The organism is Amycolatopsis sp. NPDC005003 (assembly GCF_053600695.1).
In genome coordinates, this window is sequence record NZ_JBSGAI010000030.1 from 78,378 (window position 1) to 95,372 (window position 16,995).

General features: G+C 70.6%; 13 protein-coding genes. 1 reads left to right on the forward strand and 12 read right to left on the reverse strand.

All coding sequences use genetic code 11. The features are described from left to right. Positions 1-2 precede the first annotated feature (2 nt). The 11 genes from ACWED2_RS30650 to ACWED2_RS30700 form a co-directional block, all read right to left on the reverse strand. Complete coding sequence (locus ACWED2_RS30650; protein ID WP_449693980.1) at positions 3-6,401, reverse strand: type I polyketide synthase; 6,399 nt, start codon at positions 6,399-6,401, stop codon at positions 3-5. A 47-nt stretch (positions 6,402-6,448) separates the two neighbouring features. Continuing rightward, a complete protein-coding gene (locus ACWED2_RS30655; protein WP_449693981.1) occupies positions 6,449-6,859 on the reverse strand; it encodes an acyl carrier protein in 411 nt (136 codons plus the stop codon). Further along, entirely contained in the window at positions 6,837-7,388 is a 552-nt protein-coding gene (locus tag ACWED2_RS30660) for an FcoT family thioesterase (protein ID WP_449693982.1), read from the reverse strand. The genes ACWED2_RS30655 and ACWED2_RS30660 overlap by 23 nt, the downstream gene beginning before the upstream one ends. Then, on the reverse strand, positions 7,385-8,554 hold the full coding sequence (locus ACWED2_RS30665) for a cytochrome P450 family protein (protein WP_449693983.1): 1,170 nt from the start codon (positions 8,552-8,554) through the stop codon (positions 7,385-7,387). Before ACWED2_RS30665 ends, ACWED2_RS30660 begins: the two co-directional genes overlap by 4 nt. A gap of 72 nt (positions 8,555-8,626) precedes the next feature. Then, the gene (locus ACWED2_RS30670) at positions 8,627-9,832 is read right to left on the reverse strand and encodes a cytochrome P450 family protein (RefSeq protein ID WP_449693984.1); all 1,206 of its coding nucleotides are present in this window, start codon (positions 9,830-9,832) and stop codon (positions 8,627-8,629) included. A gap of 45 nt (positions 9,833-9,877) precedes the next feature. Then, positions 9,878-10,774 carry a (3R)-3-[(carboxymethyl)amino]fatty acid oxygenase/decarboxylase gene (scoE, locus tag ACWED2_RS30675; RefSeq protein WP_449693985.1) on the reverse strand — a complete coding sequence of 299 codons (897 nt, stop codon included), beginning with the start codon at positions 10,772-10,774 and terminating at the stop codon, positions 9,878-9,880. 203 nt (positions 10,775-10,977) lie between these two features. Continuing rightward, positions 10,978-11,742, reverse strand: coding sequence for an SDR family NAD(P)-dependent oxidoreductase (locus ACWED2_RS30680; RefSeq protein WP_449693986.1), 765 nt, complete (start codon positions 11,740-11,742; stop codon positions 10,978-10,980). Beyond that, positions 11,739-12,293, reverse strand: a complete 555-nt coding sequence (locus ACWED2_RS30685; RefSeq protein ID WP_449693987.1) for an acyl-CoA thioesterase — start codon at positions 12,291-12,293, stop codon at positions 11,739-11,741. Before ACWED2_RS30685 ends, ACWED2_RS30680 begins: the two co-directional genes overlap by 4 nt. 58 nt (positions 12,294-12,351) lie before the next feature. Beyond that, positions 12,352-13,482, reverse strand: coding sequence for an acyl-CoA dehydrogenase family protein (locus ACWED2_RS30690; RefSeq protein WP_449693988.1), 1,131 nt, complete (start codon positions 13,480-13,482; stop codon positions 12,352-12,354). Further along, complete coding sequence (locus ACWED2_RS30695) at positions 13,479-14,339, reverse strand: 2-oxo acid dehydrogenase subunit E2 (protein WP_449693989.1); 861 nt, start codon at positions 14,337-14,339, stop codon at positions 13,479-13,481. The genes ACWED2_RS30690 and ACWED2_RS30695 overlap by 4 nt, the downstream gene beginning before the upstream one ends. After that, positions 14,336-14,617, reverse strand: a complete 282-nt coding sequence (locus tag ACWED2_RS30700; RefSeq protein ID WP_449693990.1) for a phosphopantetheine-binding protein — start codon at positions 14,615-14,617, stop codon at positions 14,336-14,338. The genes ACWED2_RS30695 and ACWED2_RS30700 overlap by 4 nt, the downstream gene beginning before the upstream one ends. 251 nt (positions 14,618-14,868) lie before the next feature. Here ACWED2_RS30700 and ACWED2_RS30705 point away from each other — a divergent pair, with 251 nt between their 5' ends. Beyond that, complete coding sequence (locus ACWED2_RS30705; protein ID WP_449693991.1) at positions 14,869-16,581, forward strand: AMP-binding protein; 1,713 nt, start codon at positions 14,869-14,871, stop codon at positions 16,579-16,581. 24 nt (positions 16,582-16,605) lie between these two features. On the opposite strand, the gene ACWED2_RS30710 is transcribed toward ACWED2_RS30705, so the two are convergent. Beyond that, entirely contained in the window at positions 16,606-16,995 is a 390-nt protein-coding gene (locus tag ACWED2_RS30710; RefSeq protein ID WP_449693992.1) for a winged helix-turn-helix transcriptional regulator, read from the reverse strand.

Sequence of the window (16,995 nt, forward strand, 5' to 3'; positions counted from 1 at the left end):
GCTCACATCCCCCGCAGCGCGGCGAGCTCGGCGTCGATGTCCTCTTCGGACATGACCGCCACGGCACCGGTCCCGGTGTCCTCCGTCGCCGACGCGGGGACGAGCTGCTCGTCGACGAACGCGGCGAGCAGCGCGACGGACGGGTAGTCGAACACCGCCGAGGTCGGCAGCGCGACCCGGAACGCCGACTCCAGCACGTTCTTCATCTCCACGGCCATCAGGGAGTCCACGCCGAGTTCCATGAACTTCGCCTGCGGCGAGATGTCGTCGGCGTCGTCGAACCGCAGCAGGTCGGCGATCCGGCGGCGCACGGCCTCGTTGATCGCCGCCCGCCGGTCGTTCTTCGGCAGCGCCAGCAGCGCGGCCAGGTCCACCGACCGGTCGGCGACCGTGGCACTGCGCGCCACCGACCGGAACAGCGCGTTGGCCGCCGGCCGCGACGGGACGAAGCGGTCCCATTCGACCTCGCCGACCAGTACTCCGGTCACGGGCTGGCCGAGGAGCTTCCACAGGGCCCGCGCGCCCGTCCGCGGCTTCAGGAACCGCAGGCCCTGGCCCTCGATGCCCTTGATCATCTGCTCGGTGAGGCCGGCCGCCATGCCGACCTCCGCCCACGGGCCCCAGCCGACGCTCAGCGCCGGCCGGCCGGCGGCCGCGCGGTCCTCCATCACCGCGTCGATGAACGCGTTGCCCGCGGCGTAGTTCGCCTGGCCCGCCGGGCCGAGCGCGGCGGACATCGACGAGTAGCCGACGAAGAACTTCAGCTCGGGGAACTTCGCCGCGGCCTGGTGCAGCAGCCAGGTGCCGTAGACCTTCGTCCGGAACACCTTGTCGATCTGGTCCCACGTCATCGACGAGATCGGCCCGTCGGCCAGGACACCGGCGGCGTGCACGATGCCCCCGAGCGGCCGGCCGCTCGCGCCGATCGCCTTGACGATGCGCTCGACGTCCACGGCGTCGGCGATGTCGCCCTGGTACAGCTCGAACTGCACGTCCGCACCGAGCTGCCCGGCGAGTTCGGCGAGGGTTCGCTCGTCCGGCTGCCGGCGGCTGACCAGGCTCAGGTGCCGGGCGCCCTCGTCGACCAGCTTGCGGGCGGTGACCACGCCGAGCGCGCCGAGGCCGCCGGTGATCAGGTACGTCTCGTCCGGGTCGACGGCGATCCCCGGTCCCGCCCCGAGCGCGGGACGCCCGGTGAAGTCCAGCACCAGCTTGCCGATGTTCGCGCCGCGGCTGAGGACGCCGAACGCCTCCTCGATCTCGTCGAGCGTGTACTCGGTCGTGGTGATCGGCGCGATCTCGCCGGCGGCCAGCAGGCCCGACACGGTCTCGAGGATGTCCTTGTTGATCCGCTGCAGCTGTGCCTCGGGGAACTCGCTCAGGTCGAAGTTGTGGTAGGCGATGTCGGGGCGCACCGCACGGACCTGCTCGGGCGACCAGATGCCGATCTTGCCGAGCTCGACGAACCGGCCGCCGTCGGCCAGCGCGCCGACACCCGCCGGGATGAAGTCCTTGTTGAGGCTGTTGAGCACGATGTCGACACCGCGGCCGCCGGTGAGGTCCCGGAGCCGGTCGGCGAACTCCAGGGTGCGGGAGTTCAGCACGTGCTCGATGCCCTGCGCCCGCAGGAATTCGTGCTTCCCGGGACTCGCCGTGGCGTAGATTTCGGCCCCGGCGAGCTTGGCCAGCGCCACGGCCGCCTGGCCGACCCCGCCGGCCGCGGCGTGGATGAGCACCCGGTCGCCCCGCTTGATCCCGGCCAGCGTGTGCAACGCGTAGTAGGCGGTCACGTACGCCGTCGGCAGGCCGGCGGCTTCGGCGAAGCCGATGTTCGGCGGCTTGCGCACCACCATCACCGACGGCACGGTCACGCGCTTGCGCATGCAGCCGAGGTGGCTGACGATCACTTCGTCGCCGGGCTCGAACTCGGCGTCGGGGCCGGCCGCGAGCACCGTGCCCGCACCCTCGAACCCGAGGGGCAGCTCGTGGTACTCGGTACCGGTGTCGACAGCGTGCTGTTCGAGCAGCCCCAGCGCGTTGAGCACGTCCTTGAAGTTGATCCCCGCGGCGTGGATCCGGACCTGCACTTCGGTGCCCTGCGGGTCCACGTCCTCGATCGGCGTCCGCCGGATCCCGGCGAACTCGCCGTCCTTGCCGGTGGACAGGGTGAAGTTCTCGTCACGGGGTCCGGCCGGGCCGACCGCCTGGATCCGGCGTACGTGCCGGTGCCCGTCCCGGTAGGCGATCTGGAACTCGTCGGCTTCGGCCAGCTGCCACTCGTCCAGCAGCGGCGCGTAATCGCCTTCGGGGACGTCGACCAGGGTCGGCCGGTACGCCGGGCTCTCCGACCAGAGTGACCGGCCGAAGCCCCACAGCGAAGCGGCGAGCGGCGGGGTGCCGGCACCGGCGGGATCACCCGGCAGCCGCTGCGCACCCTCGGTCACCAGCCAGCACCGCTGGCCCTGGCCGAAGCTGTTCCGCTGCAGGACGTCCAGTGCGGCGAGCAGGTCGGTGTAGTTGCGCTCGGCCTCTTCGTGCAGTGTGCCCGCGGCCGCCGGCCGCCAGAACCAGCACACGTCCGTCGGCTTGCGCTCGGCGAGCAACGCCGCGAGGCCGGCCGCGTCCGCGGCGTACCGCACCCGGATCCCGGCGGACTCCAGGGCGCCGGCCAGGTTGCCGAACCGGTCGGCGGTGCGGTTGACCACGACGACGTCGCGCGGCTCGGCCCGGGACGTGCGCACGAGCGAACGCTTGATCCAGCGGGTTTCGTGGAACAGCTGCCGGCGCTGCTCGTTCGGTCCGGCGACGACGCGCCGGAAGGCGAGGCCGCGCGCCACGAACACCAGGCGGTCACCGTCGAGGAGCAGCATGTCGGCGGTCAGCTCGCGGCTGGTGAGGTCGTCGCTCGTGATCCGCAGCAGGCTGCGCAGCGTGCTCCCCTTCGGCTTCTTGAGCAGCTGCAGGGTGCCGAACCCGACCGGGAGGTAGCTTTCGCCGTCGTCGAGCACGCCCGCGACCGACTGGATCACGTTGTCGAGCAGGAACGGCGGCAGGTGCTCGAGGGAACCGGTGTCGTACCCCCGGAGCTCGGCGACCGCGACGCCTTCGCCTTCCCGCACCAGCGACGTGATCCGGGCGAACTCGGTGCCGTAGGACAGGCCGAGGTCGTCGAAGTCGGCGTAGAGGTCTTCGGGCGACGTGACCACCGGCTCGGCGTCCACCGGCGCCGCCGCCCGGCCACGCAGCACGGATGCCGACTCGGCGAGTTCGGGCAGCAGCGAGCCGGCGGGCGCGTCGATGACGGCGGTGACGTGACGGCGTTCGATGCCGTTCTCCTCGCCCGCGATCCGGCTGAAGATCCCGACCTCGGCGCGGCCGTCTCCGGACAGCCGCACCACCGTCCGCACCTCGACCTCGTATTCGTCGGAGACGATCAGCGGCTCGTGGATACCGACGTCGCGCAGCGGGCGGCCGGTCTCGCCGAACACCACGTCCTGGAGCGCGAGCAGCACCTCCACGTACGCGGCGGCGGGCACCACGACCTGGCCCATGACCACGTGGTCACGCAGGTAGCGCGGCTGGTCGGGGTTGATCGTCGCGCGGAACTCCCTGGTCCCGTCTTCGTGCTGCGCCGGCGCGCCGAGCAGCGGGTGGTGCAGGCTCGCCCCGCCGCCGTCCTGCTTGCGGCCTGCCGTCGCGGGCAGCCAGTACCGCCTGCGGTCGAACGCGTACGCCGGCAGCGTGATCCGCCGGCCTTCCCGGCCGCGGAAGTAGTCCGCCCAGGAGATCGGCAACCCGGCCCGGTACAGCTCGGCGGCCGACTTCCTGAGCACTTCGCCCGTGGTGTCGTCGGCGTTCAGGCTGCCCAGCCAGAGGTGCCCGCCCGGGTCGACGCACCGGCGGCCGAGACCGAGCAGCGTCGCCGCCGGGCCGACCTCGACGAACGCGTGCCTGCCGCGTTCGGCGATGGCCGCCATGCCCGCGGCGAAGTCCACCGGTGCGCCGATGTGCCGGACCCAGTACTCCGGGGTCGAGATCAGCTCCGGCGGCGCGACCGCGCCGGTGACGTTGGAGATCAGCGTGCGGTCCGGTTCACGGAACGCGATGCCGGAGATGGCCGCGGCGAACGCGTCGAAGACCTGGTGCATCAGCGGCGAGTGGAACGCGTGCGAGACCGCCAGCGGCTTGGTCTTCACACCCTGCGCGGTCAGCCGCTCGACGATCTCCGCGAGCGCGTCCGCCGCGCCGGAGACGACGCAGAACCCGGGCGCGTTGACGGCGGCGATCGCCAGGTCCGGGTACTCCGCCACGAGCGGGGCGAGCTCGTCGGCCGTCGCCGCGACGGACACCATGCCCCCGGCCGCCGAGACCGACTGCATCAGCCTGGCGCGCGCCGCGACGAGCAGCACCGCGTCCTCGAGCGAGAACAGCCCCGCGATGGCGGCGGCGACCACTTCGCCGATGCTGTGCCCGATCAGGACACTCGGCTCGATCCCCCAGCTGAGCCAGAGTTTCGCGGTGGCGTACTCGACGGCGAACAGCGCGGGCTGGGCGAACTCGGTCCGCTCCAGCCGGTCGGCGTCGGCGTCGAACATCAGGTCCCGGATGGACAGCCCGAGGTGCCGGGCGAACAAGCGGTCGCACTCGTCCAGCCGCGCGCGGAACTCCGGGTAGCGCTCGTAGAGCGCGCGGCCCATGCCGGGGTACTGGGAGCCCTGGCCGGTGAACAGCATGGCCACCTTGTACGTGTCACCGCTCGCGGCGGCCGGCTCGCGGGCCAGCAGCTCGAGCAGTTCGTCCCGGCCGGACACCACGCCGGCCAGCCGCTCGTCGAAGTGCGCCCGCCCGACCGCCGCGGTGTAGCAGACGTCCCGCGGCTCCACCTCCGGGTGGGCGGTGAGGAAGTCGTGGTACTTGGCCGCCTGCAGGCGAAGCGCCTTGGGGCTCTTGGCGGAGAGGACGAACACTTCGCTCTCCCCGGCGGGCACGGCGGCCGGTTCGGCGGGCGCGGCGAGCTTGTCCGGAGTCTGCTCGAGGACGGCCGACGCGATGGTGCCGGCGAAGCCGAACGAGTTGACCACGGCCCGGCGCACCGGTGCCTGCCACGGCACCACCTGCCGCGGCACGGCAACCGGGGCGCGGTCCCACGGGATGTGGCCGGACGGGTGGTCCACGTGCAGGTGCGGGTAGATCCGGCCGTGGTGCAGCTGCAGCGCGGTCTTGATGACGCCGCCGATGCCCGCGGCGGCCTCCATGTGGCCGATGTTGGTCTTGAGCGAGCCGACGACGACGGGCTTTTCGGGGGTGTGCGAGCCGGCGAACACACCGCTGATCGAGCGCATCTCGATCGGGTCGCCGAGCGAGGTCCCGGTGCCGTGCGCTTCGACGTACTGGACGTCGTCCGGTCGGAGCGAAGCGTGATCCAGCGCCGCGCGCATGACCGCTTCCTGCGCGACGCTGTTGGGCACGGTCAGGCCGCCGCTTTCCCCGTCCTGGCGGACCGCGGTGCCGCGGATCAGCGCCAGGATCCGGTCACCGTCCCGCTTGGCGTCCGAGAGCCGCTTGAGGACGATCATCCCGGCGCCCTCGCTGCGGGCGTAGCCGTCCGCCGACTCGTCGAACGTCTTGCACCTGCCGTCCGTGGACAGCATGCCGGCCTGGGAGAACACGATGTGGTTCAACGGGTGGTGGATCGCGTTCACCCCGCCGGTGATGGCGATTTCGCAGTCGCCGCGGCGCAGTCCCTGCACCGCGAGGTCCAGCGCGACGATCGACGACGAGCAGGCGGTGTCGATCGCGATGCTCGGGCCACGCCAGCCGAGCAGGTAGGAGATCCGGCCGGGCAGCGCGCTGTGCGCGGTTCCGGTCCCGACGTACGCGTCGAGCTCGTCGTCGGCCAGCGCCCCGATCTCCAGCGTGTAGTCGAAACAGGAAATGCCGACGTAGACGCCGCCGTTGGCGCCGCGCAGCGCGGACGGGTCGATGTTGGCGTCCTCGAGCGCTTCCCACGCCGTCTCGAGCCCCAGCCGGTGCTGGGGGTCGATGTACTGGGCTTCCTTGGGGGAGATGTTGAAGAACCCGGGGTCGAACCGGTCGATCTGGCCGAGGAAACCGCCACCCGACGCCGACGTCTTGCCCTTCACCGTCCCTTCGGCGGAGAAGTAGCCGTCCACGTCCCACCGGTCGTCCGGGATCGGGCCCGTTCCCGACCGGCCCGCCCGCAGGAACTCCTCGAACTCGGCGAGCGTCGTGCTGCCGCCGGGGAAGCGCAGGCCGACCCCGACGATGGCGATCGGCTCGTACTTCTCCAGCAGCAGCTCGCGCAGCAGATTCTCCTGCCGGCCCAGAGCCGCGCGGGCATCGTCGAGCTCACGGGACAGGTCGGCACGAGTCTCGGACACCGTTCTTCCTCCCTTGCACCGCCTGGCGTGGCGGCTTTTGCGTGACGTCAGCGCTCGTAAAGGTCTTTGATCAGGTCGTCGACCAGCGGCCGATGACCCGTCCGTGGTGCCTCCGCCGCGGCCACCGGGGCGGCCACGACGACACCGGGCAGCGCCACTTCGGCGACGAAGTCGACGACCTGCCGGATGGTCGCGCTGTCGAAGAGCACCGAGGTGTCCAGCTCGCAGCCGAGCCGGGCTTCGAGCCGCTGCTTGATCTCGGCCGCCCGCAACGAGGTGAGGCCGAGCGCGAAGTAGTTCTCGTCGGTGGGCAGTTCGTCCTCTTCGGACATCAGCAGGGCCTGCCGGAACTCGGCGGAGATCAGCGCCTCCAGCATGTCCCGCCGATCCGGCCTCGGCAGCGCCAGCAGCTCCTCGACGGCCTGCGGCCGCTCGTCAGACGGGATTGGAGATGGCAATCTTCACTTCACCTCGGCAGTTTCCGCCCGTCTCGTCCCAGAACCCGCACTTGGTGCGGATGACGACCAACGGGTCCCAGCGTTCGGTCTTCTCGAGCCGGACGACGTCCGTGACGGCCACCCGGCCTTCGAAGAGCTTCCCGCGCATCTGCCGCTTGAACGTGCTCTTGAAGTCGGTGATCAGGATGTTGCCCAGCTGCAGCCGCCAGAAGTCGTCGAGCGTCCACCCGGCGAAGACCGGGTGGAGCCCGTCCTTGACCGCCTTGGCGATCAGGTAGTACGCCATCTGGTTGTAACAGATGTTGAACTCGACCGCGTTGAAGTGCCCGGTGTCGTCGATGTAGCACGACTCGGGGATCGCGAAGGCGCCCGACACCGCGACCTCGGCCGGCGGGTCCGGCCGCGCGGTCAGTTCCGCGGTCTTCAGGTACCGGCAGTGTTCCCGGTACACCCGCAGGACCCGCTCGAGCAGCTCGCGGTCGGTGTCGTACCGCGCGAGCTGCCCGGCCGGGTGTTCACCGGTGATCATCGGATGGTCACCGGGATCTTTCGCGGTGACCGGATCAGGTAGTTCGGGCGCCACTCGATCCGGTCCTTCGGGATCGCCAGCTTGATGTCCGGGAACCGGGTCAGCAGCTGTTCGATCATGATCTGGATCTCGATGCGGGCGAGCTCCTTGCCCGGGCAGTGGTGCGCGCCGCGGCCGAAGGACCAGTGCTGCTTGTCCTCGCGGTCGAAGTCGAGCACGTCCGGGTCGGGGAAGCGGGACGGGTCGCGGTTGGCCGAGGAGATGCTGAGGATCACCGTGTCGCCCGCCTTGACCGGCGTGCCGCAGATCTCCATGTCCTCGATGGCGAACCGGCGCAGCGCGTTGTGCGCCGAGCCGTCCCAGCGCAGCATCTCCTCCACCGCGTCGGGGATCAGCGCCGGGTTCGCCCGCAGCCGGGCCGCCTGGTCCGGCTGGGTGAGCAGGGCGAGGATGCTGCTGCCCATCGAACCGACCGTGGTGTCGTACCCGCCGAGCACGAGGAAGAAGGTCATCCCGACCATCTCCTGCTCGCTCAGGCCGTGGCCTTCCTCGTCCTTGCCGTGCACCCAGTGCGACATCAGGTCGTCGTCGGGGTCCTGGCGCTTGCGCTCGACGAGGTGGTAGATGAACTCGATCAGCTGCTTGCCGGCGGTGCGTGCCTCCTCCATCACCCCGCCGAGCATCGCGTCGCTCCAGCCGCGGAAGTTGCCGCCCATGTCGCGCGGGATGCCGAGCAGGTCGATGGTGATCTGGATCGGCAGCGGCGCGGCGAGCATGTGCATGAGGTCGCCGCCGCCGTTGGCTTCGATCTCGTCGAGCAGGCGCTTGGTCTCCTCCTCGATCCGCGTGCGCAGCATGGCGATGCGCTTGGGCATGAACGCGAAGTTCATGAACCGGCGCAGCCGCGTGTGCAGCTCGCCGTCCTCCATGTGCAGGTTGCCCTCGCGGACGAGCACCGGCAGCAGTTCGCTCTCGTAGTCGCTGTTGGCGTGCCTGCGGTTGCGCACGAGGCGCCGGTCCTTCAGCAGTTCGGCGACGTCGTCGTACCGGGTGACCAGCCAGACCGGCGGGCCCTCCGGCAGGCAGACCCGGTGGATCGGCGCGTCTTCCCGCAGCTTCGCGTAGATGGGGTAGGGATCGGCGAAGTATCCCTCGTCGAACGGCACGGGCAGTTCGTGGACTGGGCATTTGCTCGGCATATCAACCTCGTCGGAGTTCACTGTGGAACGACTCGGGCATCAGATCGACACCGGCAGCTTGCGCGGTGCGCGGAAGATGTAGTTCGGCCGCCACTCGATCGACTCGGCGGGCACGGCCAGCGACAGGTCCGGGAACCGGGAGAGCAGCTTGCCGATCATCACCTGCAGCTCGATCCGGGCCAGTTCCTTGGCGGGGCAGTGGTGCGGTCCCCGGCCGAAGGTCCAGTGCTGCTTGTCCTCGCGGTCGAAGTCGAGCACGTCCGGGTCGGGGAACCGGCGCGGGTCGCGGTTGGCCGAACCCAGCGAGAGGATCACCGTGTCGCCCTTGGGGATGGTGACGCCTTCGATCTCCATGTCTTCGAGGGCGAACCGCCGCATGGAGTTCTGCGCCGAGCCGTCCCAGCGCAGGAACTCCTCGACGGCTTCGGGGATCATCCCGGGGTTCGCCCGCAGCTGCTCGGCCTTGTCCGGCTGCGTCAGCAGCCCGAGCACCGCGGTGCCGAACGAGCCGAACGTCGTGACGTAGCCGCCGAGCAGGAGGAAGAAGGTCATCCCGACGATCTCGGTGTCGCTGAGGCCGTTGCCCTCTTCGTCCTTGCTGTGCACCCAGTGCGAAAGCAGGTCGTCGAGCGGTTCGGCGCGCTTGCGCTCGATCAGCTGGAAGGTGTACTTGATCAGGTTGCCACCGGCCGTGTGCGCGTCCTCCAGGTCGCCGCACATGATCATGTCGCTCCACGTGTGGAAGTCACCGTGCATGTCGGCCGGGATGCCGAGGATGTCCACGATGATCGCGATCGGCATCGGCTCGGCGAACGCCGTCATCAGGTCACCGCCGCCGGTGGCGGCGAACGACTCGAGCAGCTCGTCGGCGACCTTGCTCATCCGTGGCCGCAGCGCGTCGATCCGCTTGGGCGTGAACGCGAAGTTCATGAACCGGCGCAGCCGCGTGTGCAGCTCGCCGTCCTCCATGTGGAGGTTGCCTTCCCGCACCGCCTCGGGCAGCAGCTCGTTCTTGTAGGTCTCGTTGGCGTGCCTGCGGTTGCGGACCAGCCGCTTGTCCTTGAGCAGCTCGCTCACCAGGTCGTACCGCGTGACGATCCACGCGGGCATGCCCTCCGGCAACCAGATCCGGTGGACCGGGCCGGCTTCGCGAAGCTCTGCGTACCGGGAGTAGGGAGCGGCGAAGTACTCCGCGTCGAACACCGGGGCTGCGTCTTCCCCGCTGAAAGGACACTTGCTCGTCATGAATTCCTCTTCGCTGGCGCAGGGACGGGGGACGTCGGCAACGGCTCACGCGTCGGCATCGAACGGGTGCTCGTCGTAGAGCGTCACGCGGAAGGAGACAGCGGGCTCGGGCGTGACGGTGTGCAGCGCGCGGTGCACCAGGCTGCGGTTGTCCCAGACCAGCATGTCGCCCTTGGAGAACCGCTGCAGGTGGATGTTCTCGTGCTCGAAGGTCATGTCCAGCTGGCCGACGGCTTCGAGCAGCCGCTTCAGCAGGTCGCCGCGGATCTCCTCGCCCTTCTCGTCCTCCAGCCCGGTGGTGAAGCCTTCGCTGATGTAGAGCACCTGCTCGCCGGTGACCGGGTGCTTGACCACGGCGCGGTGCCGGACCTCCGGGGTCCGTTCCTCGATCTCGGCCAGCAGCTCGCCGACCGGCCGGTAGACGTCGCTCGGCCGGATCTTGAAGAACCGGCGCGGGCTGTGCACCGCGACCGCGTCGGCGACCTCGTCCTTGAGCGACTGGGGCAGCGCCTCGAAGGCGGCACCCATGTCGATGAAGTAGGTGCCCCGGTTCTTCTCGGGAACGACCTGCGGGTAGATCAGGGTGAGACCGTACGGCTTGTCCATGAACTGGTAGTCCGCGTGCCAGAACTTCCCGGTCTTCGGCACGCCGATCTGCTTGCCGTCCTTGGGAACGTTCGACGAGACGAAGATCAGCGGGTTGTCCGGGTGGTGGTACACCGGCTCGTAGTAAGCGGACGGCTCACCCATCCGCTTGCCCATCTCGACGAACTCGTCGGGCGAAAGGTTCTGGTTCTTGAGCACGGCGATCTTGCTTTCGTAAACCTGGCGCTTCAGCTCGGCGAATTCCGCGTCGGTCGCGGTGATCGCGTCGAACCCCTCGACGACGACACCGAATTTGGCGTCCTCCTGCTTGGTGACCAGCATTTCACGCACGGTCATAGCGTCCCCTCAATATCCACTATTCAAAGGCGAGCTTAACAACAATTCATAAAACAGAACTAAAGGAGTGCTTAAGAATTAGCGGGCCCTTTGATCGGCGCGCCAGTAAACCCCAGATCATCAATCTCGGTCTGGGACGCTATCAGCAGCGCCAAAAGACCCTGTAAAGGAGCACTTAAACGACCACCTCCGTGCGGTCCGGCTCAGCGACGCGCCACGCCCCGCGCGAGCCGGTCGAAGATCCCGCGGGGAAGGTGGCTCAGTACCGTGCCCAGCACGTGCGTCTGCCAGGGGAACGCCAGCACCGCCGGCGCTTCCGGCAGCCGATCGGCGATCACGGCGGCCGCGCGTTCCGGCGGCCACATCCACGGCGTCGGGTAGGCGCCCCGGACGATGATGCCGGTGTCGACGAATCCCGGCTGGATGTCGGTGACCCGCACCGGCGTGCCGGCGAGTTCGAGCCGCAGTGCGTCCAGGAACACCGAGACGGCCGCTTTGCTGGCGCCGTAGACCGAACCGCCCGGCACCCCGCGGCGCCCGGCGATGCTGCTGATCCCGGCCACCTGCCCGCGCCCGCGGGCGAGCATGTCCGGCACCGCCGCCGCCACCGTGGCGATCGTGCCGCGCACGTTCACGTCGAGCACCGCGGCGATGTCGGGCCAGGGCATCGCCGCGAGCTCGGCGTACGCGCCGACGCCCGCGTTGGCCAGCAGCAGTTCGAGCCCGTCCAGGTCGTGCTGGGCTTCGTGCACGGCGAGCCGCACCTGCTCGGGGTCGGTCACGTCGGCCACGAAGATCCGGGCCCGGCGGCCCAGTGCGGTGATTTCGGCCCGCAGGCGGGCGAGTTCGGGTTCCCGCCGCGCCAGCAGGGCCAGGTCGGCGCCGCGGCGGGCGTACTCGAGGGCGAGTGCCCGCCCGATGCCGCCGGACGCTCCGGTGATGAAGACGGTGCGCGGCCCGGCGGTCACTCGGCACCGGTCTGTGCCGGGTCGTCGGCGGAAGCGGCGTCCAGCGACGTCTCCACGCGGGCCCAGGCGGCGACCGCCTCCGGCAGGGGCGGCGACTGAGCGGGCAACCCGAGCAACGGCGTCGCTTCGGCCGTGGAGACCGGACCGGCCGGACCGGAAACCCGCAGGCGGACCAGCGCGAGACTGGCCACGTTGCCGCGCGCGGTGATGCGATGAGCGACGTAGAACGAGCGGTCGTCCCAGCCGACCAGCCGGGTGCGGAGCCGGATCCGCTGCCCGGCCGACAGGGGACGGCGGTAGCGGATGGCGGCCCCGGCGACGGCGGCGTTGAGGTGGTGCCGCCGCGCGTTCTCGAACAGCCGGCTGCGCACCACGACGTCGGTGCGGCCGAGATCCAGCATGGACAGGTAGCGGCCGTTGTTCACGTGGCCGTTCAGGTCGAGGTCGGTGGGCAGCATGCGCAGGGTGATGGTGTGCGGAGCCAGCGGTTCGGTCCGGCCGGCGGACCGGGCCCGGATGAAAACCAGCAACAGGCGCAACCACAGGTTCACCGCGTACTCCGCTCTCTCCGGCCGGGCGCCGGGAGCCTCCCGGCCCGGCTCCACGATCTCAGACGCCGCGATAGGCCGCGACGATTTCCTTCATCACCTCGGACGGCCCGCCACCGACGGTGGCCATCCGCACGTCGCGCATCGCCCGCGCGACGAGGTGATCGGCCAGGAACCCGTATCCGCCGTGCCACTGCGCGCACTGGGCGACCACCTCCTGCGCGGTCTCGGTGGTGAGCAGCTTGGTCATCGCGATCTCCCGGTGCGCCCGGCGGCGGCCGGCGAGCAGCCGCACCGCCGCGTAGCCCAGCTGGCGCCCGGCCTCCAGGCCCGCGGACAGTTCGCCGATCCGGTGCCGGACAGCCTGGTGCCGGGCCAGCGGCACACCGTCGAGCTGCCGCGTGCGGAGGCGTTCGATCGTCTTGTCGAGCACCATCTCCGCGAACGCCACGCAGCCGATCCCCCCGAAGAGCCGCTCGTAACCCGCGTAGCGCTGCGCGTAGGTGAACCCGAGACCCCGCTTGCCGAGCAGAAAGCGTTCCGGGACGACGCAGTCCTCGAAGACCACACGGCCCGTCGGCGAGCTGCGCAGCCCGTCGAGCGCCATCGTCTCCTTGACCGAGAAGCCCGGGGTGGTGGCCGGCACGAAGAACAGGCTCAGCCCGCGGTGGTTCCGCTCGGGGTCGGTGGCGGCGAGCACCAGCAGGTGGTCGGCGATCGGGGCGTTGGTGATGAAGATCTTTTCCCCGTTGAGCACGTAGTCGCCGCCGCGGCGCGTCGCCAGGGTGGTGCGCGTGCGCAGGGACGACCCACCCGAGGGTTCGGTGAGCGCCAGGCCGAGCAGCACGCGACCGCGCGCCGCCTGGCCGGCCGCCGCCGCCGGTTCGGGTGTCCCGCCGGCGAGACCGGCGAGCGCGGGCAGGCAGACCGCGGCGTGGATGCCCACCGACAGGGTCAGGCCGAGGTACCCGCTCGCGGCCAGCTCCTCGGTCAGCACGACCTGCTGCCACAGCTCCGCCCCGGGATCGGCGCCGTCCGCCGCGGCCAGGAACCCCCGGTCGCCCAGGTCCGCCAGCAGCTCGCGGGGGAACCGGCGGTCCGCTTCCCAGTCTTCGGCGTACGGGACGACCTGCTCACGGACGAACTTCCGCACCGCGAACCGGAGCGGCTGCAGGCTGGCCGGCTCGGTCACGGTGCCCGCACCGCCTCGGGGACGGCGAACCCTTCGCCGGCGACGAGCTCGGCCGGGCGTTCCAGCAGTTCGCGGACCCGGGAGCCGAACAGCACGGCACGGGCGCCGTCGACCAGCCGGTGGTCGAACGTGCCGAACAGCCTGAGCACCGGCCACGCGACCACCTGCCCGTCCCGGACCCACGGCAGGCTGCGGACCGACGGCACGGTGATCAGGAAGGGCGCGCGGGACAGCGGGCTCATCCGTGCCCCCACGTCGTCGACGACGGCACCGGTGAAGTTGCTGACCATCCCGCACCCCCGCGGCCCGGCCGGGAAGCCGATCACCGACAGGTCGGCGCCGCACCGGACCAGCCAGTCGACCACCCGCAGCGTGGCGCCGACCGCGCCGCCGGGCAGCGCGGCCGTGAACCGCTCGCGCCGCCGGGCCACCGGGTCGGTGCGGCGGAAGGTGCGCAGCAGCCGGGCGGTGTTCACCCGCGCGATCTCGTCCAGCGTCATCGTGTGCAGGTCGTGGACGACGTACTTGTGCAGGGCAGCGCGGGCGGGGCCGTCCGCCGGGTCGTAGGCGAGCTGGGCGAGCGCGACCGTCCCGTGCGGCCGGGACCGTCCCCGGCGCAGCGTGTGGTTGAGGTCGGGGAACTCGGCGACCGCCGTCGCGACCGCCTTGACCACCAGCGGGTAGATGCCCAGCGACCGGCCGTGGTGCGCCTCGGCCGCCGCGACCACCGAGAGCGCCTCGGCGGCGTCCACGTCGAAGCGGCCGTAGAACTGCGGATCACGGGTGTCCGACCACAGGCTCAGCGCTTCTTTTCGCCAGGCGGACGCGCTTCCGCCCGGCGTGCCACCCCGGCTCATCGGCGACTCGACAATTCCTCTTCCACGTAGGCGCAGAATTCGCCCACGGTGTCGCAGAACGCCAGCCGGTCTTCATCGAATTGAATCCCGTAGTGATCCTCGACGTGCATCACAACGGCCACCATTTCCAGGGAACTGAGGTTCAGCGCGGACAGCGAATCGTCCGTCGAATTGGCCGCTTCGGCGTCCGGATTGACCTTGGCCAGCGACTGCCGGACCACCTCGGCCACCGGAAGCGCGGCGCAGGCACCACGACCCGCTTCTCGATAGGTACTCACCAGAAAAGCCCCCCCGCTCGAACAAAACCGAACCCCCGCTTCGAAAATGGCCGCGCCGCAGCACGTCGGCCACCCCCACACGGAGCACGTTAGGGACACCGGCCCGGACAGTCAAGGGAATTGTCTTAAGGAGCGCTAAAAACCGGCTTACTCCAGGCTAACCGCAGCTTCGGGCAACCTCCCCACACCGCGTCGATTCAGCTAGATTCGCACCGAACCGCCGGAAATGCGATCGGCAGAACAGGGGAAAGATGACCGCGTACGGGCGCCGAACGCCATACCTCGGGTCGTGGGAGCTTTTCGGCGCGGAAACCCTGCCCGCGGTCCTCGCGCAGGCGGCGTCCCGCGGCTACGGCGGCATCACGGTGATCGACAGCCGGTTGCGCGAGACACCGCTGCCCTACGGCAGGCTCGTGGAGACGGCCCGGCGCGCCGCCGGTGGCCTGGCCCGCCTCGGGGTCGGCCGCGGCGACCGGGTGGCGCTCATCTCGCCGACCTCGCCGGCGCTGCTCGCCTGCCTGTTCGGGGCGTGGTCGCTGGGGGCGGTGCCCGCGATCCTGCCGCTGCCGCCCCGCTCGAGCCAGCTCGGCAGGTCCGGGCCGGAATTCGGCCGGCGGCTGGCGCACATCGGTGCGACCTGCACGGTCGTCGCCGACGCGTTCGCTGAGCTGGCGTCCGGCGACCTCGGGCGCCGGCATCGGCTGGTGAGGTGCGGCGAGCTGCTCACCGAATCGAGGGAGGAAAGCGCACCGCCTCCCCCGGACCCGCACCCGGACGACGTCGCGTACCTGCAGTTCACCTCGGGCACCACGGGGTCCCCGCGCGCGGTCACGCTGACCCACCGGCAGCTGCTGGCCAACGCCGCGCTCTGCTGCACCGCGCTGGCCCCGAACCCCCTCGACAGCCTGCACGTGAGCTGGCTGCCGTTGTTCCACGACATGGGGCTGGTCTCGACGATCGGCGGGATCGCCCACGGGGTACGGCTCGTGCTGCAGCCCACCGAGTCCTTCGTGGCCCGGCCGGACTCGTGGCTGGACGCGCTTTCCACGTACCGCGCCACCAGCACCGTGGCCCCGCACTTCGCCTACGAGCTGGCCGCGAAGATCCTCAAGCTGCGGCCGAGGGAGCTGGATCTGTCCGCGCTGCGCGTGTGCGGCAACGGCGCGGAAGCGATCGACCGGGACTCGGTGGCCGAGTTCCTCGCCGCGACCACGCCGTACGGCCTGTCGCCCCGGGCGATCACCCCGATGTACGGGCTCGCGGAGGCCACCCTGGCGGTGACCATCGGCGACGGCGACGAGCCGCGCTGGGACCACGTCGACCGCAACCGGCTGGAGCGCGACCGGATCGCCGCGCCGGTGCCGGAGACGACCGAGGACGTGCGGTCCCTCGCGGTCTGCGGGCGCCCCCTGCCCGGGGTGTCGGTGGAGATCCGGGATGCGCACGGCAACGCCCTGCCCGAGCGCACCGTCGGGGAGATCACCGTACGCAGCCCGTCGCTGATGCGCGGGTACTGGAACGAGCCCGAGGCCACCGCGGAAATCCTGCGCGATGGCTGGTTGCACACCGGCGACCTCGGTTATCTGGTTCCGGACGGGTTGGTGGTGTGCGGCCGGATCAAGGACGTGATCATCGTGGGCGGCCGCAACATCCACCCCGAGGAGTACGAGCACGTCACAACGGCCGTGCCCGGAGCGCGCCCGGTGTGCGCGGCATTCGGCGTGCCCGGGCGCGAGCGGATGGTGGTGGCCTTCGAGATGCGGAAGAAGAACGACTCCCCGCACCGGGTGGCCACGGCGGTACTGGCCGCGCTGCGCGAGCGGATCGGACACGCGCCCGACGCGGTCGTGGCCCTCGCCCCGAACACGATCCCGCGCACCACGTCCGGCAAGGTGCAGCGATCACTCTGCGCCGAGCGCTACCTGAGCGGGCAACTCCCGGTGCTGGCGGAGGTCAGCGGCTGAGGGCGACATCAGCCCTCGCGGTGGTCATGGTCCGGCCGTTGCGGCGCGCTCGCGATTGGCCCGGATCTCGTCGTGGTGGTCGGCGGCCCAGCCGATCAGCGAGGTGACGATCTCGTGCAGGCCGCGGCCCAGCGGGGCGAGGGTGTACTCGACGCGCGGAGGGACCTCGGCGTAGGCGGTGCGGGTGATCAGGCCGTCCTGCTGGAGCTGGCGGAGGGTGAGGGTGAGCATGCGCTGGGAAATGCCGGGGACCTGCCGTTGCAGGTCGGTGTAGCGCAGCGGTCCGGACTCCAGGACCGCGATGAGCAGCAGGCTCCACTTGTCGCCGACGCGGTCGAGGGTCTGGCGGATGAGGTCCATGTGCTCGGCGGGGATGGCCGCGCACGGCCCGACCGCCGCCGCTCGTGCCGTCAC